26 protein-coding genes are annotated in these 22,890 nt (G+C 68.4%); 22 read left to right on the top strand and 4 right to left on the bottom strand.

Going from position 1 to position 22,890, the window contains the following annotated elements; translation table 11 throughout:
* Positions 1–7 precede the first annotated feature (7 nt).
* The 4 genes from AmiPiv_RS07620 to motA are packed head-to-tail and all read right to left on the bottom strand — an operon-like array spanning position 8 to position 3,343.
* Positions 8–1,018 (bottom strand): flagellar motor switch protein FliG, encoded by a 1,011-nt coding sequence (locus tag AmiPiv_RS07620; RefSeq protein ID WP_340036740.1) that lies wholly within the window; start codon positions 1,016–1,018, stop codon positions 8–10.
* A 44-nt stretch (positions 1,019–1,062) separates the two neighbouring features.
* On the bottom strand, positions 1,063–1,455 hold the full coding sequence (fliN, locus tag AmiPiv_RS07615) for a flagellar motor switch protein FliN (protein ID WP_340036738.1): 393 nt from the start codon (positions 1,453–1,455) through the stop codon (positions 1,063–1,065).
* Positions 1,456–1,498: 43 nt separating this feature from the next.
* Positions 1,499–2,431, bottom strand: coding sequence for a FliM/FliN family flagellar motor switch protein (locus AmiPiv_RS07610; protein ID WP_340036736.1), 933 nt, complete (start codon positions 2,429–2,431; stop codon positions 1,499–1,501).
* A 36-nt stretch (positions 2,432–2,467) separates the two neighbouring features.
* Positions 2,468–3,343 carry a flagellar motor stator protein MotA gene (motA, locus tag AmiPiv_RS07605; protein ID WP_340036735.1) on the bottom strand — a complete coding sequence of 292 codons (876 nt, stop codon included), beginning with the start codon at positions 3,341–3,343 and terminating at the stop codon, positions 2,468–2,470.
* Between the two features lie 152 nt (positions 3,344–3,495).
* Between motA and AmiPiv_RS07600 the strand changes: the two genes are divergently transcribed.
* The 22 genes from AmiPiv_RS07600 (at position 3,496) to AmiPiv_RS07495 (ending at position 22,793) form a co-directional block, all read left to right on the top strand.
* Positions 3,496–4,617 carry a DUF1217 domain-containing protein gene (locus AmiPiv_RS07600; RefSeq protein WP_340036734.1) on the top strand — a complete coding sequence of 374 codons (1,122 nt, stop codon included), beginning with the start codon at positions 3,496–3,498 and terminating at the stop codon, positions 4,615–4,617.
* Positions 4,618–4,624: 7 nt separating this feature from the next.
* A complete protein-coding gene (gene flgF, locus AmiPiv_RS07595) occupies positions 4,625–5,347 on the top strand; it encodes a flagellar basal-body rod protein FlgF (RefSeq protein ID WP_340036733.1) in 723 nt (240 codons plus the stop codon).
* Between the two features lie 8 nt (positions 5,348–5,355).
* Positions 5,356–6,756, top strand: coding sequence for a flagellar protein export ATPase FliI (gene fliI, locus AmiPiv_RS07590; RefSeq protein WP_340036732.1), 1,401 nt, complete (start codon positions 5,356–5,358; stop codon positions 6,754–6,756).
* Positions 6,740–7,369 (top strand): hypothetical protein, encoded by a 630-nt coding sequence (locus AmiPiv_RS07585; RefSeq protein WP_340036731.1) that lies wholly within the window; start codon positions 6,740–6,742, stop codon positions 7,367–7,369. The genes fliI and AmiPiv_RS07585 overlap by 17 nt, the downstream gene beginning before the upstream one ends.
* An 81-nt stretch (positions 7,370–7,450) precedes the next feature.
* Positions 7,451–7,831, top strand: coding sequence for a flagellar basal body rod protein FlgB (gene flgB / locus AmiPiv_RS07580; RefSeq protein WP_340036730.1), 381 nt, complete (start codon positions 7,451–7,453; stop codon positions 7,829–7,831).
* A gap of 5 nt (positions 7,832–7,836) precedes the next feature.
* Positions 7,837–8,256, top strand: a complete 420-nt coding sequence (gene flgC, locus AmiPiv_RS07575; protein WP_340036729.1) for a flagellar basal body rod protein FlgC — start codon at positions 7,837–7,839, stop codon at positions 8,254–8,256.
* Positions 8,253–8,564 (top strand): flagellar hook-basal body complex protein FliE, encoded by a 312-nt coding sequence (locus tag AmiPiv_RS07570; RefSeq protein WP_340036728.1) that lies wholly within the window; start codon positions 8,253–8,255, stop codon positions 8,562–8,564. The genes flgC and AmiPiv_RS07570 overlap by 4 nt, the downstream gene beginning before the upstream one ends.
* An 11-nt stretch (positions 8,565–8,575) precedes the next feature.
* Entirely contained in the window at positions 8,576–9,364 is a 789-nt protein-coding gene (gene flgG / locus AmiPiv_RS07565; RefSeq protein ID WP_340036727.1) for a flagellar basal-body rod protein FlgG, read from the top strand.
* Between the two features lie 2 nt (positions 9,365–9,366).
* Positions 9,367–9,843, top strand: coding sequence for a flagellar basal body P-ring formation chaperone FlgA (gene flgA / locus AmiPiv_RS07560; protein WP_445206926.1), 477 nt, complete (start codon positions 9,367–9,369; stop codon positions 9,841–9,843).
* A complete protein-coding gene (locus AmiPiv_RS07555; RefSeq protein ID WP_340036726.1) occupies positions 9,840–11,111 on the top strand; it encodes a flagellar basal body P-ring protein FlgI in 1,272 nt (423 codons plus the stop codon). Before flgA ends, AmiPiv_RS07555 begins: the two co-directional genes overlap by 4 nt.
* A gap of 8 nt (positions 11,112–11,119) precedes the next feature.
* Positions 11,120–11,671 (top strand): MotE family protein, encoded by a 552-nt coding sequence (locus tag AmiPiv_RS07550; protein WP_340036725.1) that lies wholly within the window; start codon positions 11,120–11,122, stop codon positions 11,669–11,671.
* Positions 11,668–12,375 carry a flagellar basal body L-ring protein FlgH gene (gene flgH, locus AmiPiv_RS07545; RefSeq protein ID WP_340036724.1) on the top strand — a complete coding sequence of 236 codons (708 nt, stop codon included), beginning with the start codon at positions 11,668–11,670 and terminating at the stop codon, positions 12,373–12,375. The genes AmiPiv_RS07550 and flgH overlap by 4 nt, the downstream gene beginning before the upstream one ends.
* Positions 12,376–12,383: 8 nt before the next feature.
* Positions 12,384–12,875: a flagellar basal body-associated FliL family protein gene (locus tag AmiPiv_RS07540; protein ID WP_340036723.1), complete on the top strand. Its 492-nt coding sequence runs from the start codon at positions 12,384–12,386 to the stop codon at positions 12,873–12,875.
* Positions 12,872–13,603, top strand: coding sequence for a flagellar type III secretion system pore protein FliP (gene fliP / locus AmiPiv_RS07535; RefSeq protein WP_340036722.1), 732 nt, complete (start codon positions 12,872–12,874; stop codon positions 13,601–13,603). The genes AmiPiv_RS07540 and fliP overlap by 4 nt, the downstream gene beginning before the upstream one ends.
* A gap of 267 nt (positions 13,604–13,870) precedes the next feature.
* On the top strand, positions 13,871–14,653 hold the full coding sequence (locus AmiPiv_RS07530; protein WP_340036721.1) for a flagellin N-terminal helical domain-containing protein: 783 nt from the start codon (positions 13,871–13,873) through the stop codon (positions 14,651–14,653).
* A gap of 417 nt (positions 14,654–15,070) precedes the next feature.
* Positions 15,071–15,943, top strand: coding sequence for a flagellin N-terminal helical domain-containing protein (locus AmiPiv_RS07525; RefSeq protein WP_340036720.1), 873 nt, complete (start codon positions 15,071–15,073; stop codon positions 15,941–15,943).
* A gap of 121 nt (positions 15,944–16,064) precedes the next feature.
* Positions 16,065–17,690: a flagellar basal-body MS-ring/collar protein FliF gene (gene fliF / locus AmiPiv_RS07520; RefSeq protein WP_340036719.1), complete on the top strand. Its 1,626-nt coding sequence runs from the start codon at positions 16,065–16,067 to the stop codon at positions 17,688–17,690.
* The gene (locus AmiPiv_RS07515; RefSeq protein WP_340036718.1) at positions 17,690–18,310 is read left to right on the top strand and encodes a hypothetical protein; all 621 of its coding nucleotides are present in this window, start codon (positions 17,690–17,692) and stop codon (positions 18,308–18,310) included. The genes fliF and AmiPiv_RS07515 overlap by 1 nt, the downstream gene beginning before the upstream one ends.
* Entirely contained in the window at positions 18,307–19,644 is a 1,338-nt protein-coding gene (locus tag AmiPiv_RS07510; protein ID WP_340036717.1) for a MotB family protein, read from the top strand. Before AmiPiv_RS07515 ends, AmiPiv_RS07510 begins: the two co-directional genes overlap by 4 nt.
* Complete coding sequence (locus AmiPiv_RS07505; protein WP_340036716.1) at positions 19,641–20,987, top strand: chemotaxis protein MotC; 1,347 nt, start codon at positions 19,641–19,643, stop codon at positions 20,985–20,987. The genes AmiPiv_RS07510 and AmiPiv_RS07505 overlap by 4 nt, the downstream gene beginning before the upstream one ends.
* On the top strand, positions 20,984–22,273 hold the full coding sequence (locus AmiPiv_RS07500) for a flagellar hook-length control protein FliK (RefSeq protein WP_340036715.1): 1,290 nt from the start codon (positions 20,984–20,986) through the stop codon (positions 22,271–22,273). The genes AmiPiv_RS07505 and AmiPiv_RS07500 overlap by 4 nt, the downstream gene beginning before the upstream one ends.
* A complete protein-coding gene (locus AmiPiv_RS07495; protein ID WP_340036896.1) occupies positions 22,209–22,793 on the top strand; it encodes a transglycosylase SLT domain-containing protein in 585 nt (194 codons plus the stop codon). Before AmiPiv_RS07500 ends, AmiPiv_RS07495 begins: the two co-directional genes overlap by 65 nt.
* The last annotated feature ends 97 nt before the right edge of the window (positions 22,794–22,890 follow it).

The raw sequence follows: 22,890 nt of genomic DNA, 5'->3' as shown, positions 1-22,890 counted from the left end.
CGGAGGCTCAGGCGGCGTCCAGCGCCGACGGCAGCTCGAGCAGCCCGTCGTTCGCCATGCGCAGCGCCGTCGAGGCGATGGTCTTGCGGGCCTGCAGGATGGTCGCCGGCTGGATGCCTTCCGAACCCTGGCTGAGTTCGGATTCGATCATGCGCCGCGAGCGCGCGCCGATCGACGAGAGCACGGCCTCGGCGATCTGCAGCGGGGTGCCACGCAGCGCCAGCGTCACGAGTTCCGTCGACAGCCCGTCGAACAGGGCGACGCGGGCCTTCTGCGTCATCAGCGGGATGTCGTCGAACGAGAACAGCCGGGCGCGGATGGCGTCGAGGTCGCTGAGGCCGCCTTCCTCGAGGTCGCTCATCACTTCCTCGAGCTGCGACTTGTCGAGTTCGTTGAGCACGCTGGCGACGCGGGTCTGCCCGGCCGAGGTGTCCTTCTGGGCGCTTTCGGTCAGCACGCGGCTGCGGATCTGGTTCTCGACCAGCCTGGTCGCCGCCTCCGGCACGATGGCCAGTTCCATCATCCGCTTGATGATCTCGATGCGCAGCGGCTTTTCCAGCGTCAGCACGACGCTCGCGGCATAGCCGGGCGCGAGGTTGGACAGGATCATCGCCGAGGTCTGCGGGTGCTCGTTGGCGAGGAACGTGCCGATCTGGGCCGGCTCCAGCTTCTCGAGCTGCGGCCACACCGGCGGCGTGGTGTCCTTCTCCACCGCCGGCTTGCCCTTGCCCATCAGCGCGTTGACCTCCTCGGGCGACAGCGACTCGTTGAGGATCGTGTCCATCTTGTCGGCGGAATCGAGCAGGCCCGCGCCCTCGGTGAACTCGGCCTCGAACTCGGCGACGATCCGCTCCAGGTCGGCCTGCGGGATGGTGCGCAACAGCCGCGCGCCTTCGATCAATGCCTTCAGCTCGTCCTGCTTGAAGAACTTGAGCAGCCGGCTCGCCGATGGCTTGCCCATCGCCACCAATATGGCTGCTGCCTTTTGCGGCCGCGTCAGCGTCGACAGCGGATTCATGCGCAGGCCTTTCTCGAAAGCTGGAAGAGCACGCCGTATTTCCCTCAGACGCTCTTGGTGGCGGCCACGATCTCGGTCAGGCGGATGCCGAAACGCGACGGATCGCTTTCGAGCACGGTGATCTCGCCGCGCGCGATGCGGCGGCCGTTGACGACGACGTCGACCGGCTCGCCGATGCGGCGGTCGAGCGCCACCGTCGAGCCCTTCTGCAGCGTCATCAGGTCGGACACCGCCATCTCGGTGCTGCCGAGCACGATCTGCACCTCGACCGGGATGTCGAATATGACGCTGCCGGAGGGCGCGTTGCGCAGCGCCTCGGGGCGCTTCTCCTCCTCGCTCAGCACGCCGCGCAGCTCTTCGATGGCGCGGTTGAGCTGCTCGTCCTCGACGGCGGCTTCAGGCTTTTGGACCTCGGGCTTCGGCTGCGCCTTGCTCATGCTGTTCTCCAGTTCTCTCGGTCACGGTAGAGGGCGATCCGCCTCAGCCCGCGACGATCCCTTCAATCGTGTCGTCCGCGTCGGCGGGACGCCGGATGCGTACGGTGTAGTTCTGCCCGAGCTTGCCGAACTCGCAGGCAAACAGCGTCTTGCCGCGCGTGCCGATGACAGCGTTCGACTGCACGTCCTGCGGCAGCTCGATCACCTGGCCGGCCACGAGCCGCGTCAGTTCGCCGAGCGTCATGCGCCCGAGCGGCATCGACGCCTCGAGCCGCACAGTCGAGCGCATCACCTCGTCGGAGAAGCGCGAGCGCCATTCCGTGGTCGGCGGCGACGCCGCGTCCTTCTCGGCCTTGCCGCGCTTGTCCTCGATCAGGATGCGCTGCGGTAGGGTCAGCGTCAGCAGCCCGCGCGACGCCGCCGTCGAGATCGACAGCACGACGCGCGCCGACGGACCGTCGCGGAACACGTGCTTCTTCATCTCCGTGCCGGTCATCGCGTCGGCGACCGGCAGCTTCACCCCGAGCCCGCCGTCGGGTCCCTGGGCGTTGACCGCGCGGCCGATGTCCTGGAACACCATGGTCACGACGCCAAGCTCGATCGACGACAGGTCGCGGTCGATCGGCGCCACCTCGCGGCTCGGGTCGCCGCCGAACAGCACGTGCACGAGGATGGCGATCGCCTGCGGGTCGAGCGTCATCACCAGCCCGTCGGGCGAGGTCGGGGTCATAGCCACCGTCATCGCCTGGTTGGCCTTGCCCGCCTTGGCGTCGGCCATGCGGCCGAGCTTGACCTCCGCCACCTCGACGAAAACCTGCTCGGGCAGCATCTCGGTCAGGAACCGGGCGATCGCCGGGGCCGAGCGCTCCGCCAGGCGGCGGGCGGCCGAATGCACCTTGGCCGGCTCGCCGGTGTCGCCAAGCAGGCGCTCGATGATCAGGTCCCGCGAATCCGCCGGGCTAGCGGTAGTGTTCATGACGTCACATGCCCTTCGTCAGCGGCCGGCATAAGCTCAGGCCGCCTTCTTCTCGAGATTGCCGGTGTTGAGCGTGCTCTGTTCCACCGCGTCGATCGACGGCCGGTCGTAGGACGAGATCGTCTTGCGGCCGAACTCGATCGCCACCTGCGGCAGCGAACCGTTCATGTAGGCCAGCAGCGTCTGCTTGACGATGATGTAGAGGCGGTTCTTCTTCTCGCGCACCATCTTGATCTTGGCGGCGATCGGGCCGACGAGGGCATAGGACAGGAAGATGCCGAGGAAGGTGCCCACCAGCGCCGCGCCGATCAGCGCGCCGAGGATTTCCGGCGACTGGTCGAGCGCGCCCATCGCCTTGACCACGCCCAGCACCGCGGCCACGATGCCCAGCGCCGGCAGGCCGTCGCCGACCGCGATCAGCGCGTGGTACGACTTCAGCTTGTCCGAGCGGATGGTCTGGATCTCCTCGTCCATCAGCGCCTCGATCTCGTGCGGGCGGGCGTTGCCGATGATGATGATGCGGCAGTAGTCGCAGATGAAATGCGTCAGGTCGTGGTTCTTCAGCACCGTCGGGAAGGCCTGGAAGATCGTCGATTCCTCGGGGTTGTCGATATGCGCCTCGACCTCCGACCGCGTCTTGGTCCTGAGCTCGCGCATCAGGCTGTGCAGCACGCCGAGCGTTTCGAGATAGTCCTGCTCCTTCGGCACCGACTGCTTGAAGGCTTCGACGATGCCCCTGCCCGTGTCCTTGACCGTCGACATCGGGTTGGCGACCAGGAAGGTGCCGAGCGCGGCACCGCCGATGATGACGGCTTCCCACGGCTGCATGAGCACGCTGACCTTGCCGCCCATGGCCATGAAGCCGCCCAGCACGCAACCCAGCGTCACGACGAGTCCGATTAGAATGCCCACCGCAGGTCCTTCCGCATTGAAAGCAATACGCAGACAGCGATAGCGGTCGTGCCTTGTGTGAGGCTTGAAATGGCGCTGCGACCCGATTCAGCCTCGCGCAAGCATTCGCGCATAGGCTTCCCCGACTATCCTGCGGCGGAAGGGGCCAGGGCGTGCTCAATACCTATTCAAGCTACCAGTTGATCGCGAGGGACTTGAACAAGGCGCTCGACCGCGTCGAGGCCCGGCCGATGGTCGAGCGCGAGACGGAGTACTACCTCAAGAACATCACCAAGGTGAAAAGCGTCGACGAGTTCGTCAAGAACGACCGGCTGTTCCGCTACGCCATGAAGGCTTTCGGCCTGCAGGACATGGCCTACGCCAAGGCCTTCATGGCCAAGGTGCTGCGCGAGGGCGTCACCGATCCCGACAGCTTCGCCAACAAGCTGTCCGACAAGCGCTACGTCGAATTCGCCAAGAGCTTCAACTTCGCCGACCTCGGCGCCCGCGCCACCGTCTACAACAAGGCCCAGCAGGGCGCGGTCGACAAATACCTGGCCGCGGTCAAGCTCGGCGGGGGCGACCCCAATGCCGCCGCCGTGCAGCAGGAGGTCAAGTATTACCTCGACAACATCGTCAAGGTGAAATCGGCCAAGGAGTTCATGGCCGACACCCGGCTCTACACCTTCGCCATGAAGGCCTATGGCCTCGAATCCTCCATCGCCAACAAGGAGATGATGGAGAAGGTGCTGGCCGGCGGCGTGCGCGACCCCAAGAGCTTCGCCAACCAGATGGCCGACAAGCGCTACGCGGCCTTCGCCGCGGCCTTCAACTTCGAGGCCTACGGCGCCGACGCCACCACCACCAATCCGGCGCAGAAGCCGGCGACCGAGAAGTTCGTCCGCCAGACGCTCGAGGAAGACGCCGGCCAGACCAACGAAGGCGTGCGGCTTGCCCTCTATTTCCAGCGCAAGGCGCCTTCGCTCACCAACTTCTACGAGGTGCTTGCCGACAAGGCGATGGCCAAGGTCGTGCGCACCGCGCTCGGCCTCCCAGACTCGCTCGCCTCCGCCGACGTCGACCTGCAGGTCAAGCATTTCGAGCAGCGGCTGAAGGTCACCGACTTCTCCGATCCGAAGAAGCTCGGCGATTTCCTCAAGCGCTTCACCAGCATGTGGGAGATCGCCAACCCGACCTCGCCGGTGCAGCAGTCGGCCGGGATCCTGTTCGGCAGGCCGGCAAGCTACGGGGTCTCCACCGACCTGATATTCGCCATGCAGAAGCTGAGGTTCTGAGGACATCATGCAGAACGGTCTCTACGTCGCGCTGTCGGCCCAGGTGGCGCTCGAAAAGCGCCTGAACACCATCGCCGACAACGTCGCCAATTCGTCCACCGTCGGCTTCCGCGCCACCGGCGTGAAGTTCGAGGACGTCGTCTCGGGCATCGGCGACAAGTCGGTGTCCTTCACCTCGCCGGGCGACACCTACCTCTCGACTCAGAGCGGCGGCCTGACCCAGACCGCCAATCCGTTCGACTTCGCCATCCGCGGCGACGCCTGGTTCGGCATCGAGACGCCGGCCGGCACCGTCATGACCCGCGACGGGCGCTTCACGCTCACCCAGGACGGACAGCTGGTCACGCTGGAGGGCTATCCGGTGCTCGACGCCGGCGGCGCGCCGATGCAGCTCGATCCCCGGGCCGGCCCGCCGGAGGCCGGCGCCGACGGCTCGCTGCGCCAGGACGGGCGGCTGGTCGGCGCCATCGGCCTCTACGAATTCAACCCCGGCCCGAACTTCGTCCGCTACGGCAATTCCGGCGTGGTGCCCCCGGGAACGCCCGAGCCGGTCGTCGACCGCATGGCGGCAGGCGTCGCCCAGGGCTTCGTCGAGGAATCCAACGTCAATCCGGTCAAGGAGATGACCAAGCTCATCATGGTGCAGCGCGCCTTCGAGAACACGGCCGCGCTCATCCGCCAGACCGACGCCTCCTTCTCCGACGCCATCAAGACCCTCGGGTCCAAATAGGCCGCCAGTTGAGCACCCCCCTGCCCGCGATCCGCACCGACCTGCCCCCGGCACACGACAACCGGATCGAGGCGCTGGAACACGTCCGGCGCCGCTTCGCCGACGACCGCATGCTCGTCCGGCGCGGCGGCCGCGTCACCGAGATCGCGCCGACGCACTACAAGGTCCGCGGCCTGTCCGCCAGTGCCCGGCTCGGCGACATCGTCGAGCACAGCGGCCACGGTCTCGGCCGCCGCGGCGAGATCGTCCAGATCGGCCGCGACGAGGTGCTCGTCGCGCCCTATGAGAGCAGCGGCGACGTCGGCGTCGGCGATGCCGTCTTCACCCGCGGCCCGATCGCCGTCACCCCGCATCCGAGCTGGCGCGGCCGCGCCATCGATGCGCTCGCCCGTCCCATCGACCATGGCCCGCCGCTGATCCGCAGCGCCTCGCCGGGTGGTGCGGCCGTGGCGCCGCCGGCAGCACTTGCCCGCCAGCGCGTCGACACCGGCTTCCGCACCGGCGTCCGCGTCATCGACATCTTCGCCCCGCTCTGCTTCGGCCAGCGCATGGGCATCTTCGCCGGCTCGGGCGTCGGCAAGTCGACGCTGCTTGCCATGCTGGCCGGCGCCGATGCCTTCGACACGGTCGTCGTCGCCCTGATCGGCGAGCGCGGCCGCGAGGTGCGCGAATTCCTCGAGGACACGATCGGCGCCGCCTCCATGGCCAAGACCATCGCCGTCGTCGCCACCAGCGACGAGAGCGCCATGATGCGCCGCCGCGCCCCCGACACCGCCATGCGCGTTGCCGAGCACTTCCGCGACCGCGGCGACCGCGTCCTGCTTGTGCTCGATTCCATCACCCGTTTCGCCCACGCGCTACGCGAGGTGGCGATCGGCGCGGGCGAGCCGCCGGTGGCGCGCGGCTATCCGGCATCCGTCTTCACCGAGCTTCCCAAGCTGCTCGAACGCGCCGGACCCGGCGTCGAGGGCAAGGGCTCGATCACCGCGATCATTTCGGTGCTGGTCGACGGCGACGACCACAACGACCCCGTCGCCGATTCCGTGCGCGGCATCCTCGACGGCCACATCGTGCTCGACCGCTCGATCGCCGAGCAGGGCCGCTATCCTCCGGTCAATCCGCTGTCATCCATCTCGCGCCTCGCCGGCAAGGCCTGGACCCCGGACGAGCGTGTGCTCGTCGGCAAGCTCAAGGCGATGATCTCGCGCTTCGAGGACACGCGCGATATCCGCCTGCTCGGCGCCTACCAGCCCGGCGCGGACCCCGAGCTCGATCTCGCCGTGCGCCAGGTCCCCGTCATCTACGAGGCGCTGGCGCAGTCACCGTCCGACGGCTCCTCGCCGGACCCGTTCTCCGACCTCGCCCGCCATCTGAAAGCCAAGGATAGAGCCAATGTTCAGGCGGAATGATCCGGCCAGCGAACTGCTGGACATGATCGGCTCGAACCAGAAGCCGGCCACCCTGCTCGAACGCCTCGGGCTGAAGCGACGCACCGTCATTCTCGCCCCGCCGGCCCGCCGGAAGGACCATCGCAGCGACCTGATGATCGCCGGCCTGGGCATAGCCATCGGCCTCGCGAGCGCCCTCTTCCCCTGGTACATCTTCTTCAATCCGGAAAAGTTCGGCGTGCGCGCGCTGAAGTTCGCCGGCGACGGGCAGAGCGAACAGTCGGTTCCGCTGGCGCTTGGCCAGCAGCCCGAACGCGTCGGCGCGCCGATGTCGGTCGAGGACATCCCGCCGATGCAGCTGGACCTGTTCGCCACCGGCTCGCTGCGTCCTGTCGAGGACCAGGGCCCCGGCGTGCCTGGGGTCGGGCAGCAGCCCTTCCCCGGCCCGGCGGTCAACTTCACCCTCGTGCATGTCGCCAACGGCCGCGCCATGGTCCAGGACCAGAGCGGGCTCTGGGTCGTGCAGCGCGGCTCCGTCCTGCCCGACTCGAGCCGCGTCGCCTCCATCGAGCAGCGCGACGGAAAATGGGTGCTCGTCACCTCCCGCGAGGACGTGGTCGAGCTCCAGCGCTGACCGTCCGCCGGGCCTGCGGCCGCGCGCAAGGCCCGCGCAAGACTGGGGCAATAGTGTTTGGAAATCTGCTCGGAGATTTCCATGGACCCCGTCAACCTCTTCGATCTGGCCGCCCAGCAGGCTCGCTGGCTCTCGGTGCGCCAGACGACCATCGCCGGCAACGTCGCCAACGCCAACACGCCCGGCTACCGGGCGAACGACGTCGAGCCTTTCGAGCAGGTTCTCGACCGCACGCGGGTGGCAATGACCGCGACGCAGGCCGGGCATCTCGGCGGCGGCGCCACCGATGCCAACTACGCCGTCCGCCAGCAGGAACCAGACACTGCGGTCCTTCCCTCAGAAAACACGGTGGCGCTCGAGAGCGAACTCATCAAGGCCGGCGAGGTGCGCCGCTCGTTCGAGCTGAACACGGCCATCGTAAAGGCCTTTCACCGCATGGTCATGTTGAGCAGCAAGGCCTGAATGCCATGGATCCGCTGAGCGCAGCACTCAAGATCGCCGGCTCCGGCCTCGGCGCCCAGTCCGAACGGCTCCGCATCGTTTCGGAAAACCTCGCCAACGCGCAGTCGACCGGCGACACGCCCGGCGCCGAACCGTACCGGCGCAAGACCATCAGCTTCGCCGCCGAGCTCGATCGCGCGACCGGCGGCTCGACCGTCGAGATCGCCGCCATTGGCAACGACCAGTCGGCGTTCCCGCTCGAATTCCAGCCGGGCAACCAGGCCGCCGACGCCAACGGCTACGTCAAGATGCCCAACGTCAACGTGCTGATCGAGATGGCCGACATGAACGAGGCCAACCGATCCTATGAAGCCAACCTGCAGGTCATCAAGCAGGCGCGCGATCTCATTTCCATGACCATCGACCTTATGAGGAGCCAGTCGTGATCGGTACCATCAGCCCGCTCGGCCCGCAGGCACTTAGCAAGCCGACGAGCATCGTTCCGGAAGCGGCGCAGGCCGCCACCGGCGGCGTCGCGTCCTCCTTCGCCGCAGCCCTTGCGGACGCGGCCACCCAGACCGCGGCGACGCTGCGCCAGGCCGAGCAGATGTCCATCGCCGGCATGCAGGGCCACGCCGACACCCGCGAGGTGGTCGACGCGGTGATGACCGCCGAGCAGTCGCTGCAGGCCGCCATCGCCATCCGCGACAAGATCGTCACCGCCTATCTCGAAGTCAGCCGCATGGGCATCTGAGGACCACTACGATGAAAGCCCTCTCCATCGCCGCCACCGGCATGAACGCCCAGCAGACCAATCTCGAGGTGATCGCGAACAACATCGCGAACATCAACACCACCGGCTACAAGCGCGCCCGCGCCGAATTCTCCGACCTGCTCTACCAGGTCGACCGCATGCAGGGCGTTCCCAGCCGCGCCAACTCGGCGATCGTGCCGGAAGGCGTCTCGATCGGCCTCGGCGTCAAGACCGCGGCGGTCCGCAACGTCCACGTCCAGGGCGGCCTGACCAGCACCGGCAACCAGTTCGACATGGCGCTCACCGGCAAGGGCTGGTTCCAGATCGACGGGCCCGAGGGCGAGACGCTCTACACCCGCGCCGGCTCCTTCAACACCAACGCCACCGGCCAGCTCGTCACCGTCGACGGCTATGTCGTGACCGGCGGCATCACCATCGACCCCAATGCCACCGAGGTTATCGTCAACAATTCCGGCCAGGTCTTCGCCCGCGTCGCCGGCCAGACGGATCTCGTGCAGCAGGGACAGCTGATGCTGTCGAACTTCGCCAACGAGGCGGGGCTCGCGCCGCTCGGCGACAACCTGTTCCAGGCGACCGAGGCCTCCGGCCCGGCCATCGACGGCATCCCCGGCGACCCAGGCTTCGCCACCGTCAAGCAGGGCTATCTGGAAAACTCCAACGTCGACCCGGTCAAGGAAATCACCGAGCTGATCTCGGCCCAGCGCGCCTACGAGATGAACTCCAAGGTCATCCAGGCGGCCGACGAGATGGCCGCCGTCGTCTCCAAGAACATCCGGTGAGCATGATGCGGCAGCGCCACGCCCTCCCTCGCATCCGCGCGGCAGCGTTCGCGCTCGCCATGCTCGGCGGCGCCGGCGCGGCCCGCGCGCAGGAGGTCGTTCTCGTCCCCGACCGCGTCATCTATCCCGGGGAGACGGTCGTCATGTCGTCGCTCCGGGAAATCACGCTCAAGCCGGGCAAGGTCCGGCCGGACGGGGTTGCGACGCGCGCCGACGAACTCGACGGCAAGGTCGCCAAGCGCACGCTGCTTCCTGGCCGCTACGTCGCGGCGGGCGCGCTGCGCCAGCCCTGGCTGGTCGACCGCGGCGCCGCCGTGCAGGTGGTCTTCGAGGCCGGCCCGTTGACGATCTCGGCCGCCGCCGTCGCCCTCGACCCGGGTGCCGCCGGCGACCAGGTCAAGGTGCGCAACGTCGACAGCGGCAAGATCCTCACCGGCACCGTCATGGCCGACGGCTCCATCCGCGTAGGTGCGACATGATCCGCAGGCTGGTACTCGCGGCGGTCGCCGTCCTCGGCCTGCAGGCAGCCTATGCCGACGGCCCCGAGGGCACACCGATTTCGGAGCTGCAGGAGCCCGGCGGCAAGCCGGTCGGAAACGGTGGCAGCGGCAACGACTACGCCGGACTCGGCGAGCGCGACGGCCTGGCCGGCGCCTATGACGACCCCAGCCGGCTGACCACGCTCAACAGCGGCGGCAACCTCGCCAACGTCCGCATCAAGGACATCGCCGTCCTGCAGGAAGCGCGCGACAACCAGCTCGTCGGCTACGGCCTGGTGATCGGCCTCAACGGCTCCGGCGACAGCCTGCGCAACTCGCCCTTCACCGAACAGTCGATAAGGGCGATGCTCGAAAATCTCGGCGTCGCCTCCGAGGACGGCCGCGCCCGCGTCCGCAACGTCGCCGCCGTCATCGTCACCGCCAACCTGCCCGCCTTCGTGCAGGCCGGCGCGCGCATCGACGTCAACGTGTCCTCGCTCGGCGATGCCTCGTCGCTGGCCGGCGGCACACTCGTCATGACCCCGCTCAAGGCGGCCGACGGCGAGATCTACGCCGTCGCGCAAGGCTCCATGCTGGTTGGCGGCTTCAACGCCCAGGGCGCGGCCGAATCCGTGACACAGGGAACCCCGACCGCCGGCCGCGTGCCCAACGGCGCCATCGTCGAACGCGAGGTCAAGGCGCGCTTCGTCGACGAGAACGTCTTGACCCTGCAGCTGCTCAATCCGGACTTCTCCACCGCCGTGCGCATCGCCGACGCCATCAACGGCTACGCCCGCCACCGTTTCGGCAAGCGCGTCGCCGGTGAGCAGGATTCGCGCGCCGTCGTCGTGCGCAAGCCCGAAGGCATCTCCACCGCGCGCTTCTACGCCGAGCTCGAGAACCTGCTCGTCAAGTCGGATGCGCCCGCCCGGGTGGTCGTCGACGAGCGCACCGGCACCATCGTCATCGGCAACGAGGTCAAGGTCTCGCGCGTCGCCATCAGCCACGGCACGCTCACCGTGCGCATCACCGAGCAGCCGCGGGTGGTCCAGCCCGAGCCCTTCTCGCGCGGCCAGACGGCGGTCGAGGACTTCACCGTCATCGAGGCCGAGCGTCCCGGCTCCAAGGTCGGCCTGCTTAACGGCCCCGACCTGCAGACCCTGGTCGCCGGCCTCAACCGCCTCGGGGTCAAGCCCGACGGCATCATCGCTATCCTCCAGGGTATCAAGTCCGCGGGCGCCCTGCAGGCCGACCTGGTTGTGCAATAGGGCTCGTCATGGCGAACGTTCTTCCCCTTCCACTCCGCAGCCGGGCGCTCGCCGCGGCCGCCATCGCGGCGGTGCTTATGGGCATCGCCCCGTCGCGCGCCCAGGAGGTCCGCCAGGTGCTCGACGGTCCCGAGGCCTCGGGCGAACGCGTCGTTCCGGCCGCGCCCAGCGAGGTCGAGCGTTTCTGCTCCAACATCGCCGACGCCGCCCGCGACCGCCGCTATGCCATCCAGGCGGAGGAGCTCAGGAAGCTGCAGGCCGACGTCGACCAGCGCCTCGCCGCTCTCGAAGAGAAGCGCAGCGAATACGAGACCTGGCTCAAGCGCCGCGAGGTGTTCCTCGCCCGCGCCGAAGAGAACCTCGTGCAGATCTATTCGCGCATGAAGCCCGACGCCGCCGCCGAGCGCCTTTCCGCGCTCAATGTCGAGCTCGCCTCGGCCATCCTGATGAAGCTCGACGCCCGCAAGTCGAGCGTCATCCTCAACGAAATGGAAAGCAAGTCGGCCGCGGAGCTCACCCGCGTCATGGCGAGCGCCACGCGCCGGGAAGACCCCTCATGACCAGAAACGCGCTTCTCGCGGCCTCGCTCGCCGGCGTCCTCGCCGGCTGCGCCGCCAATCTCAAGGAGATCAACAAGGAGCCCGCCATGTCGGCGGTCGGCTCCGGCATCGACGACAGCAACTCGGCGATGTACCGCTATCCCGAGGCGCCCACCGCACCGGTCAAGCGTTTCTCGCTGTGGCAGGACAAGCAGAGCCGCATGTTCACCGATCCGCGCGCCCTGCAGCCGGGCGACATCCTGACCGTCAGGATCCAGATCGACGACCGCGCCCGCTTCAAGAACGAGTCGGAGCGCTCGCGCACCTCCAATCGCAAGATCGGGCTCGGCATGGACATGGAATGGGACGGCGCCGGCACCGGCGGTTCGGCCGACGCCGATGTCGATTCCGAATCCAAGTTCGCCGGCGACGGCGCCACCTCCCGCTCCGAGAAGCTCGACCTCCTCGTAGCGGCCGTCGTGACCGAGGTCCTGCCCAACGGCAACATGATCATCCGCGGCTCCCAGGAGGTCCGCGTCAACGCCGAGCTGCGCGTGCTCACCATCGCCGGCATCGTGCGCCCGTCCGACATCGGGCCGGAGAACACCATCCCCTACGAGCGCATCGCCGAGGCGCGCATTTCCTATGGCGGCCGCGGCCGCCTGACCGAGGTCCAGCAGCCGCCCTACGGCCAGCAGTTCCTCGACCAGGTCCTTCCGTTCTAGGCGCGCCCATGTCGACCGTCGAACAGCCCCTCCCGCGCAAGACCGGCCCCTCGGTCGTCGTCCAGATCGGCATCCTCGTGCTCATGACCGCCGCGGCGGTCGGCATGGGCTGGCTGTCGGGCGCCTATCTCCAGGGCGAAGGCAAGCCGGCCGAAAAGCCGGCCGCGGAAAAGCCGTCGCACAAGACCGGCGAAGGCGGCGACCAGCGCCTCGCCAACGGCACGCTGGTGCAACTCGCCCCGATCACCACCAACCTGGCCGCCCCGGACACCATGTGGGTGCGCCTCGAAGTGTCGCTGGTGCTCACCGAGCCGCAGCCGCCGGAAATGGCCGAGCGCGTCCACCAGGACCTGCTCGCCTATGCCCGCACCTTGCGCATCCACCAGATCCAGGGCGCCAGCGCGCTCCGCCAGCTCAAGACCGACCTCGACGAGCGCGCCGCGCTGCGCAGCGGCGGCAAGGTCAAGGAAGTCCTGATCAGGACGTTGCTGTTCGAATGAAGAAATTTCTGGCTACCGCCGCCATCCTGGCCGCCACGGTCCTTCCCGCCGGCGCCCAGCAGCTCGACCTGAGCGCGATCGGCAAGGCCGACGGCGCCACCGTCGGCTACATCATCCAGATGTTCGGCCTGCTCAGCGTGCTTTCGGTCGCGCCGGGCCTGCTCATCATGGTGACGAGCTTCACCCGCTTCGTCATCGCGTTTTCGATCCTGCGCACCGGCATCGGCCTGCAGTCCACCCCGGCCAACCTCATCCTGATCTCGCTGTCGCTGTTCATGACCTTCTACGTCATGGCGCCGACCTTCGATCAGGCCTGGCAGAACGGCGTCAAGCCGCTGATGGACGACCAGATCACCCAGGCCGAGGCTGTCGACCGCATTTCCGACCCGTTCCGCACCTTCATGATGCGCAACGTCCGCGACAAGGACTTCGCCCTCTTCGCCGACCTCGCCCGCGAGCGCGGCCAGGTCGTGTCGGAAGAGAAGGTCGACCTGCGCATCCTCGTCCCCGCCTTCATGATCTCCGAGATCCGCCGCGGCTTCGAGATCGGCTTCCTGATCGTGCTGCCCTTCCTCGTCATCGACCTCATCGTCGCCACCATCACCATGGCCATGGGCATGATGATGCTGCCGCCCACGGTGGTGTCCCTGCCCTTCAAGATCCTGTTCTTCGTGCTCATAGACGGCTGGAACCTGCTCGTCGGCAGCTTGGTGAGATCCTTCACGTAGCTCAGCCGAGCTTTCCCCCCGCACATCCGAACGACACGTCGCGCGACGGTTGCACCGCCGCGCGCAAAACGTGCATTCCTGTAAAAAAATCAGCAGGTTAACGCAGGTTAACCATACTATTTAGACCTTTGGTAGGAAGTCGCCCGTTAGATCGCGGTACAGGGCGAGTTGGCCACGACAGATGGCCATAGGCATGATGCCGCTTCGCCCGAGCCGGTGGTTTTCCGGCATGTTCCTCATAAAATTTGTGTACAAGGAACAGGGCTCATGGCTAGCCTTCTCACCAACGCGTCCGCAATGACGGCGCTGCAGACCCTCTCGAGCACCAACAAGAACCTCGAGACCACCCAGAACCGCATCGCCACCGGTCAGCGCGTTTCGACCGCTTCGGACAATGCGGCCTACTGGTCGATCGCCACGAGCATGCGTTCGCAGACCGGCGCCCTCAGCGCCGTGCAGGACGCCCTCGGCCTCGGCGCCGCCATCCTCGACACCGCTTCGAGCGCTCTCGAAGAGGCCATCGACAAGACCAAGGAAATCCTGGCCAAGTACGTTGCTCGCGCAACGCCGGGCACCGACACCGCCGCCATCGACGCTGAAATCACCCAGCTGAAGGCGCAGGTCACTTCGATCGCCCAGAACGCCGACTTCCAGGGCGTCAACATGCTCAAGACCGGCGGCACGGCTGCCGACATCGTGACCGGCTACCAGCCGGGCGCCGCCCCGACGACCATGACGGTTGCCGCCTACGATCTCGAAGCCGCCCTGACGGCTGCGACCGACACGATGACCGTAGAGACCGCCCTGGACGCGATGAAGACGGCTGCCGCTGGCATCGGCGCGGCCAAGACCCGCGTCGACTCGCAGAAGTCGTTCACCAGCAAGCTGATCGACTCGATGGACCGCGGTATCGGCCAGCTGGTCGACGCCGACATGAACAAGGAATCGGCACGTCTGGCCGCCCTGCAGACCCAGCAGCAGCTCGGCATCCAGGCGCTCTCGATCGCCAACTCGAGCTCGCAGTCGCTCCTGTCGCTGTTCCGCGGCTAACAATATCGGACGGGCGCGGTTCGCCGCGCCCGCATCGATATCGATCCGAGCCGTCTCAGGCATGTGGATCGAAGGCCGGGTCGCACCGCAAGGTGCGGCCCGGTTTTTCTTTTGGCCCTGCTCTGTCTGCTGGCCCCGGTCGCATCCCGTGCGCCCAACAGGTCGCCGCCCGTGAACGCCTCCGCGCCGCCCTCCGGGATAGCCACGCACAAGCTCAGTTCCGGTAAATTCCCGCCGACGGCGCGCGTACGCTGGCGCGTGCCGCGTCGTCGTTAATTCGCCGTTAACCATAGTTGTTTAGTCGTGGTTAACCAATTGCATTGCCGGTTTGGCCCGCGTCATCGGCGGAGCGGACTGAAACCGCAATCGGCACGCGCCCGCGAGGCGGCGCGCAGATCGACAGAGGGGGCCCATTCGATGTCCAGCATTATGACCAACGCGTCGGCGATGACCGCGCTTCAGAGCCTGAGCTCCACCAACAAGGCACTTCAGGTCGCCCAGGGGCGCATCTCCACCGGCTATCGCGTCGCCGAGGCGTCCGACAACGCCGCCTACTGGTCCATCGCCACCACCATGCGCTCCGACAACAAGGCCAACTCGTCCGTGCAGGACGCGCTCGGCCTCGGCGCGGGCAAGGTCGACACCGCCTACACCGCCCTCAAGGACGTCATCGGCGTCATCGACGACATCAAGCAGAAGCTGATCACCGCGCGCGGCCAGGGCCTCGACATCCGCCAGCAGATCCAGGGCGAGGTCGCCACCCTGCAGGTCCACCTCAAGAGTGCGGCGGTCGGCGCCAGCTATGCCGGCTCCAACATGCTCGCCACCGACGATCCGGGCCCGGTCGAGATCGTCTCCTCCTACAACCGTGCCGCCGACGGCACCGTCACCCTCGGCAAGATCTCGATCGACATCACCAACATCACGCTTTTCGCGGCCAACGGCACGCCCAAGCCGATCACCGCCGACATCATGGCCATCGACGTCGAGACCAACGGCACCGACGCCGACATCGACGGCTATCTCGCCGACATTGAGACGGCGCTGACGTCGATGACCCTGGCCGCCTCCGAGCTCGGCGCCGCCAAGTCGCACATCGACCTGCAGAAGGACTTCGTCTCCAAGCTGATGGATTCCATCGACCGCGGCGTCGGCCAGCTCGTCGACGCCGACATGAACAAGGAATCGACCCGCCTGCAGGCCCTGCAGGTGCAGCAGCAGCTCGGCATCCAGGCGCTGTCGATCGCCAACTCCAATTCGCAGGCGATCCTCTCCCTGTTCAAGGGCTGACCGGACGCCCGAGCCCGCATCCCATCTCGATGGGCCGCGCCTCCCGCGCGGCCCATTTCATTTTCGCACAAGCTTCGCGTTCTAGGGTCTCCGCGGAAGATATTGCGGGGAGCCTTCGCACGTGCCCGAACAGATCCAGAGCATCGTCGCCAATCTGCAGAGCTTCGGCCCGCGCCGGCTCGCGATTCTCGGCGGCATCGCCGCCCTCGTGCTCGCCATCATCGGCGTGGCGTCGGTCTATCTCAACCGTCCCGCCTACGAGACCCTCTATGTCGGCCTCGAGCGCTCCGACGTGAACCAGATCGGCATGGTGCTGAGCGAAGCCGGCATCGGCTTCGACGTCGCCTCCGACGGCACCACCGTGCTCGTTCCCGCCGGCTCCACCGCCAAGGCGCGCATGCTGCTCGCCGAGAAGGGACTGCCGACCAGCGCCAACGCCGGCTACGAGCTGTTCGACAATGTCGGCTCGCTCGGCCTCACCTCGTTCATGCAGCAGGTCACCCGCGTGCGTGCCCTCGAAGGCGAGATCGCCCGCACCATCCAGTCGATCGAGGGCATCAAGGCCGCCCGCGTCCATATCGTCATGTCCGAACGGGCGAACTTCCGCCGCGACGAGCAGAAGCCTTCGGCGTCGGTAGTCATCCGCGCCGCAAACGCCGACGCCGAGAAGTCCGCCCTGTCGATCCGCCATCTCGTTGCCGCCGCGGTCCCCGGGCTCGACGCCGAGCGCGTGACCGTGCTCGATGCCGGCGGCAACCTGCTCGCCTCGGGCGACGATCCCAGCAATTCGAGCGCCGCCCGCGCCATCGGCGTCGAGCGCACCGTCGAGACCCAGATCGAGGAGAACATCCGCCGCGCGCTCGCCGCCTATCTCGGCTCGGACAATTTCCGCGCCAGCGTCAAGGCCGAGGTCAACACCGATTCGCGCCAGACCGAGGAGACCATCTTCGATCCGGATTCGCGCGTCGAACGCTCGGTCCAGGTCGTGCGCGCCAACGAGAACAGCAACCAGAAGCAGTCGGCCACCCCGACCACCGTCGAGCAGAACCTGCCCGATGCCGAGGCGACGGCGACCGAGGGGCCGCAGTCGAGCTCGGCCAGCGACCGCAAGGAAGAGATCACCAACTACGAGATGAACTCCAAGCGCATCGCCACCGTCTCCAACGGCTACACCGTCACCAAGATGTCGATCGCCGTCGTCGTCAACCAGCAGCGCCTCGCCGCTGTGCTGGGCCAGAACGCGACGCCCGAGGCGATCGCCGCCCGCGTCGCCGACATCCAGAAGCTGGTCGCCTCCGCCACCGGCTTCGACGAGAAGCGCGGCGACAGCATCAACGTCTCGGCGGTGGAGTTCATCGACGGCCTCGAGGGCGAGGCGGTTTCCGGACCGGGCGTGCTCGCCTCCATCGGCCAGTATGCCGGCACCATGATCAACGCCGCCGCCTTCATCGTCGTCGTCTTCCTCGTCGCCTTCTTTGGCCTGAGGCCGATGGCGACCGCGCTTTCCAAGCCGGCGACGCCCGCCCTGGCCGGCCCGAGCTTCGAGGAGGTGCAGCGTTCGCTGCCGACGCCGGAGGCCGCCGCCGAGGCGCCGCCGGCCTTGCCCGGCGCCCGCCCCAACGCCATCGACGACCTGCGCAACAAGCTGCGTCCCGCGCCGCAGGACAGGCTCGCCCGCATGGTCGACCTCAATGAGGAACGCACCGCGCTCATCCTGCGCAAATGGGCCGCCGCGGAGGCCGCCTGATGTCCATCGCCGCACTGTTCGAACGGCTGACCGACTTCGCGCCGCACGCCCCGCGCGAGGCCGAGCGCGCCAGGCCGGCTGGCGCCGCCTATCCCAAGCCGGTGCCGGACCTCGACGTGCCCGCGCTGGTCGCGACGGCCGTCGCCGAGGCCGAGGCCGCGCTCGCGGCGCGCTTGACCCAGGAGCACCAGGCCGCGCTCGAGGCCGAGCGCCAGCGCCACGCGGCCGAGCTGTCGTCGCTGGGCGCCCGTCTCGGCTCTGACGCAGGCGCCGTCATCACGGCAGGCATCGGCGAAATGGAGGCGCGCCTCGTCCATCTCACCACCGATGCGGCGGCGCGCGTCATCGCCGGGCTGGTCAGCGACGACATCCGCAGCCGTTCCATCGCCGCGCTGGCCGCCGCAATCCTCGCGGCCCTGGCCGACCGTGACGCCGTGCGCATCAAGGTCAGCGGGCCGCAATTCATGTTCGACGCGCTCGCCGCCGCCCTCGGCGAGCGTGCCGAAGGCGTCGACTTCACCGAGGCCGCCGGCTTCGACCTCAGCGTCGCCATCGACGACAGCCTGTTCGAGACCCGCCTCGGCGAATGGTCCGCCGCCCTTTCCGAGACCTTGCCATGAGCATCGCCAGCGACAGCGAACCGCGGCACGAGATCGTCATCGTCAGGCGCCACCATGGCGACCATGACGAGGCCCACCATGGCGGCGTCTGGAAGATCGCCTTCGCCGACTTCATGACGGCGATGATGTGCTTCTTCCTCGTCATGTGGCTGATCAGCGCCGCCAACGAGCAGACCAAGGCCGCGGTCGCGAGCTACTTCAACCCGGTCAAGCTGGTCGACCGCAACGCCAGCCGCAAGGGCATCGAGGAGCTCGGCGACGGGCCCAATTCCGTCGGCCTCACTGCCGAGGACCCCCAGCAGGCGAGTGACAAGGCCGGCACCGACGGACGCGGCAATGCCGGCCCCTCCACCGAGCAGAACTCCGTCGATGCCGCCGACACGGTGAAGCGCTCCGACGAGCAGCTGTTCAGCGACCCCTACGCCGTGCTCGCCGAGATCGCGCAGGACACCGGGCAAAAGGCCAACGTCTCCGACAAGGGCGACGGCGGCGCGCAGACGGCCGGCCCGGCGACCGGCGCCTCGGGCGGCGACGCCTATCGCGATCCCTTCGCGCCGGATTTCTGGACCGAGCAGGTGGCGACGCCCGCGGCCGAGGCGAGCTCCGAGCGCGCCGCCCTCGAAGGCGAGCCGGCCAAGCCCGGCGACAAGACCGCCCGCTCGGAGATCCCGCCGGCCGTGAAGGCGGTGGAGGCTCAGCCCGGCGCCACTGCCGAGCAGGTCCCGCCCGCACCCCCGGCGCCGACCGCGGCAGCACGCGAGAAGGCGGTGACGGCCGCCGACGCGCCCAAGCCGGACGCCGCCAAGCCCGAGGCCCTTGCCGCGGCACCCGCCAAGCCCGAGGCCAAGCCCGACGACCGGCCGACCCAGGACACGATCGACCAGGCCGACGCCATCCGCCGCGAGCTGGCCGAGGCGCTCAAGCCCGGCGAACAGCTTCCCGACGGCATGTCCGTCGTCGCCACCGACAAGGGCGTCGTCATCTCAGTCACCGAGCAGCTCGATTTCGGCATGTTCGAGATCGGCTCCGCCGTGCCGCGCCGCGAGCTGGTCCACGCCATGGAGAAGATCGCCAAGACCATCGCCGCCCATGACGGCAAGGTCTCGATCAACGGCCATACCGACGCGCGTCCGTTCAAGGGCGGCACCTATGACAACTGGCGGCTTTCCACCGCCCGCGCCCACTCGGCCTACTACATGCTGGTGCGCGCCGGCCTCGACGAGAAGCGCATCGTCGAGGTCGCCGGCTTCGCCGACCGCAAGCTGAAGGACCCGGCCGATCCTTACGCGGCCGTCAACCGCCGCATCGAAATCCTGCTGGAGGAGGGCGAATGAGGCTGGTGGCGACCCTCTCCGGCGCCGCCGCCCTTGTCGCGCTGTTCGCCGCCGGCGCGCCCGGCGCTGCGCGCGCCGCCGAGGCCCCGGCGCTGGAACCCTACCAGATGGTGCGCTGCCTGCAGCTGGTGCAGGACCGCATCGCCGCCGGCGACCTCGCCTCGCTGCCGATGCAACGCAAGCTGCTGGAGCTGACCGACCAGCGCATGCGCTCCGCCAAACCCGGCGAGTTCAGCGACAAGAAGAACTTCCGCGCCCTGCTCATCTACGCCATGAGCGGCGGCAATCCCGTCACCATCGAGCAGGTCGTGTCGCGCCTCACCCTCGAAGAGGCCGACCGGACCATGGCCCAGGGCGTCATCGACTATCTGCGCGGCAAGCCCAAGGGCACCATCGCCGCGCTCGCCGCCGTCGAGCCGCTGGCGCAGACCTCCGAGCTCGGCGCCTTCCTCGCCCTGGTCAAGGGCTCGGTGGCGATCACCGAGACGCCGGAGACGGCGGTCGAGCTGTTCGACCAGGCGCGCCTGCTCGCCCCCGGGACCCTCGTCGAGGAGGCGGCGCTGCGCCGCTCGGTCGGCCTCGCCCCCCGCCTCGCCGACGGCGGCCGCTTCCTGCGCAACTCCACCCAATATGTCCGCGCCTATCTGCGCTCGCCCTACGCCAGCCAGTTCGCCGATGCCTTCGTTGCGGGCGTCGTCACGCTGAACGGCCAGATCAATCTCGACGCGCTGGCCGACATCACCGCCATGATGGACGCCGAGCAGGAGAAGGTCGTCTACCTGCGCATCGCCCGCCGCGCCGCCATCGACGGCCTCACCGAGCTTTCCGCCTACGCCTCGCGCAAGGCCGAGCAAGGCCGCGACGGCCAGCGCAACGACGCCGACCCGCGCACCCAGCTCTATTCCGGGCTGTCCGCCGTCACCTCCGGCTCCGTCGAGGAGATGCTGGGCAAGCTTGAGGGCATCGACCGCGAGAAACTGTCCAAGGGCGACCGGGCTTTGCTCGACGCCGCCGAGGCGGTGGCCTCCGAGGTGGTGTCGGGCGTGCCCACCGGCTCGCCGACCGGAGCCCCGCCCGCCGACATCGGCGACCTGCCGCCGGCCTCGATCGACATCGACACCGCCGCCCCCGCCGATCCGATGGTGCCGGACGCCATGGAGCCCGCGCCCGAGGCCACGGCGGCCGCGCCCACGACGATCCGCGAACCGGCCGTGCCCGCCGTCGCGGCCCCCGCCCCCATTGCCGCGCAGCCGGCCGCCGCCGAGCCGGGCGATCCCAGGATCATCGACGCCCGCCGCAAGCTCGAGGCCATCGACGAACTTCTCGGAGGCTCTCCCAAATGACCGACGCCATCCGCCCGGCGCTGGCCGGCCCGCTTGCCAGGCAGGCGCCCGCAACCGGCCGTTCCGCCCTCGCCGGCGAAGAAGAGGCCGCGGATTTCGGCAGCGCCCTGCTCGAGCCGAAGCAGCCGCCGAAAGGCCAGGCCGGCGCCGAAGTGCCGCACGGCAAGCGTCTGCAGCAGCTGCTCGAACGGCTGGCCGAGGCATCGTCCGCCACCGAGCGGCCTGAGCCGCTGGCGACCACCGCCGCGGCCGAGGACACCATCGAGGCAAGTCCGTCCGACGAGGCCTCGCCTGCCGTCGCCGAAACCGACGTGGAGCCTGAGGCGCCGGATGAGGCGCCGGGCGCCGCCATGCCGTTGCTCATAGCGCTTAGCGAACTGCGCAAGGCCGCGAGCCAGCCGGCGAATGCCGCTTCGGAAGATGGCGAGGCCGCCGCCGCGAGCCATCCCGATGCTTCGGGCGAAACGCCCGCCGCCAGCCGCCCGTCGCTCGTGCTCGCCGGCCTGCCGCCGCGCAATCCCTCCGACGGCATTTCCCCGCCGCCCGGCACGGCCGTGTCGGCCGAAGCGCGCGGTTCGGACAAGCCGGGCACAACTCCCGCGGACGCACCGGGCCAACTCGTCAAGGACATCGTGGTCGATGCCGACAGGCCGCGGCCCGCCCAGCAGTCCGGCCAGGCCGACCAGCCGGCCGCCGCTGGCCGCGTCTCCGTGGTGGCCGAGCAGTTCATTCCCGCACCCGCAACCCCCGGCCCGAGCGGGACGACCGGCGCGCTTGCGCTCGCCATCGCTTCCGGAGCGCCCGGCAGGTCGGCTGCCGCCGCCGCTGCGCAGGTCCACAATGGCACCTCCGCGCCGGGCGCGACCCATGTGCTCAAGATCCAGTTGCGGCCCGTCGAACTGGGCATGGTCACCGCCAGCCTGCGCCTCTCTGGAGAGCAACTCAGCGTTGAGATCGAGGTGGAGAACGCCGAGGCCTACCAGCGCCTTTCGGCCGACCGCGAGGCGCTCACCAGTGCCCTGCGCGGTCTCGGCTTCGAGGTCGATCGCCTCACCATCCAGCAGCCTCAGGCCAGCGCCGGCACCCCGGCCCGCAACGACGGTTCGGCCTTCGCGGGTGGGGCGGGCGGACGCGACCAGCCGGCTTTCCAGTCGGGTGGCACGGGCAGCGAGGGCGGCGGATCGGGCAGCGGCCAGGCGGGACGGAGAGCACCGGATGAAGATGGCAATCTGCGCAATATCTCGACGCTTGACCCTGGCCGCCCTGGCAGCAGCCTCTATATCTAGCGTTTCGCTGACCTCGGCGTCCGCCGCCGTCAATCCTTGCGAGCCGGAGATCCTGCGCGCCGCGGATCGCTACGGTGTGCCGGTCGGCATCCTCTATGCGGTCGGCCTCACCGAGACGGGCAAGAAGGGCAGCCTTCAGCCCAACGCATTGAATATTGAAGGAAAAGCGGTATTTCCACGCAACCCGGCCGAAGCCCTCGCGGCGTTCGAGGCCGCGCGAAGCGAAGGCAAGACGCTCATCGACCTCGGCTGCATGCAGATCAATTTCCGCTACCACGCGGCCGAGTTCCGCAGCGTCCGCGACATGCTCGATCCGCGCCTCAACGTCGACTACGCCGCGCGTTTCCTCGTCAGCCTGCGCAAGCGCCACGAGAGCTGGTCGATGGCCGTCGCCCGCTATCATGCCGGCCCCGACAACGACCCGGCGCAGAAGCGCTACGTCTGCCGCGTCATCGCCAACATGGTCGCCACCGGCTTCGGCCAATGGACATCGAACGCCAGGAGCTTCTGCAACTCCTAGGCGTCTTGAACCCCAGCGCCCCGCCCGCCGGAGGGGCCGTCGACCACATTTTTGGAACCGCATTGCCGCTGCACGCATGTCGTGCAGTGCTGCAACC

This window comes from Aminobacter sp. Piv2-1, from assembly GCF_037625995.1.
Classification (GTDB): Bacteria; Pseudomonadota; Alphaproteobacteria; order Rhizobiales; family Rhizobiaceae; genus Aminobacter.
The sequence above is the reverse complement of the archived record's forward strand: the minus strand, read 5'-3'. Positions and strand labels throughout refer to the sequence as shown.

Bases quoted from the DNA above. Each gene is read 5' to 3' on its own strand.
- AmiPiv_RS07620 (WP_340036740.1), bottom strand. From the start codon at position 1,018: ATGAATCCGCTGTCGACGCTGACGCGGCCGCAAAAGGCAGCAGCCATA.
- AmiPiv_RS07530 (WP_340036721.1), top strand. From the start codon at position 13,871: ATGGCTAGCCTTCTCACCAACGCGTCCGCAATGACGGCGCTGCAGACC.
- AmiPiv_RS07495 (WP_340036896.1), top strand. From the start codon at position 22,209: ATGGCAATCTGCGCAATATCTCGACGCTTGACCCTGGCCGCCCTGGCA.
- flgF (WP_340036733.1), top strand. From the start codon at position 4,625: ATGCAGAACGGTCTCTACGTCGCGCTGTCGGCCCAGGTGGCGCTCGAA.
- flgA (WP_445206926.1), top strand. From the start codon at position 9,367: ATGATGCGGCAGCGCCACGCCCTCCCTCGCATCCGCGCGGCAGCGTTC.
- flgC (WP_340036729.1), top strand. From the start codon at position 7,837: ATGGATCCGCTGAGCGCAGCACTCAAGATCGCCGGCTCCGGCCTCGGC.
- AmiPiv_RS07585 (WP_340036731.1), top strand. From the start codon at position 6,740: ATGTTCAGGCGGAATGATCCGGCCAGCGAACTGCTGGACATGATCGGC.
- AmiPiv_RS07610 (WP_340036736.1), bottom strand. From the start codon at position 2,431: ATGAACACTACCGCTAGCCCGGCGGATTCGCGGGACCTGATCATCGAG.
- AmiPiv_RS07555 (WP_340036726.1), top strand. From the start codon at position 9,840: ATGATCCGCAGGCTGGTACTCGCGGCGGTCGCCGTCCTCGGCCTGCAG.
- AmiPiv_RS07540 (WP_340036723.1), top strand. From the start codon at position 12,384: ATGTCGACCGTCGAACAGCCCCTCCCGCGCAAGACCGGCCCCTCGGTC.
- AmiPiv_RS07500 (WP_340036715.1), top strand. From the start codon at position 20,984: ATGACCGACGCCATCCGCCCGGCGCTGGCCGGCCCGCTTGCCAGGCAG.
- AmiPiv_RS07525 (WP_340036720.1), top strand. From the start codon at position 15,071: ATGTCCAGCATTATGACCAACGCGTCGGCGATGACCGCGCTTCAGAGC.
- AmiPiv_RS07550 (WP_340036725.1), top strand. From the start codon at position 11,120: ATGGCGAACGTTCTTCCCCTTCCACTCCGCAGCCGGGCGCTCGCCGCG.
- flgG (WP_340036727.1), top strand. From the start codon at position 8,576: ATGAAAGCCCTCTCCATCGCCGCCACCGGCATGAACGCCCAGCAGACC.
- fliN (WP_340036738.1), bottom strand. From the start codon at position 1,455: ATGAGCAAGGCGCAGCCGAAGCCCGAGGTCCAAAAGCCTGAAGCCGCC.
- flgH (WP_340036724.1), top strand. From the start codon at position 11,668: ATGACCAGAAACGCGCTTCTCGCGGCCTCGCTCGCCGGCGTCCTCGCC.
- AmiPiv_RS07515 (WP_340036718.1), top strand. From the start codon at position 17,690: ATGTCCATCGCCGCACTGTTCGAACGGCTGACCGACTTCGCGCCGCAC.
- AmiPiv_RS07510 (WP_340036717.1), top strand. From the start codon at position 18,307: ATGAGCATCGCCAGCGACAGCGAACCGCGGCACGAGATCGTCATCGTC.
- fliP (WP_340036722.1), top strand. From the start codon at position 12,872: ATGAAGAAATTTCTGGCTACCGCCGCCATCCTGGCCGCCACGGTCCTT.
- AmiPiv_RS07505 (WP_340036716.1), top strand. From the start codon at position 19,641: ATGAGGCTGGTGGCGACCCTCTCCGGCGCCGCCGCCCTTGTCGCGCTG.
- flgB (WP_340036730.1), top strand. From the start codon at position 7,451: ATGGACCCCGTCAACCTCTTCGATCTGGCCGCCCAGCAGGCTCGCTGG.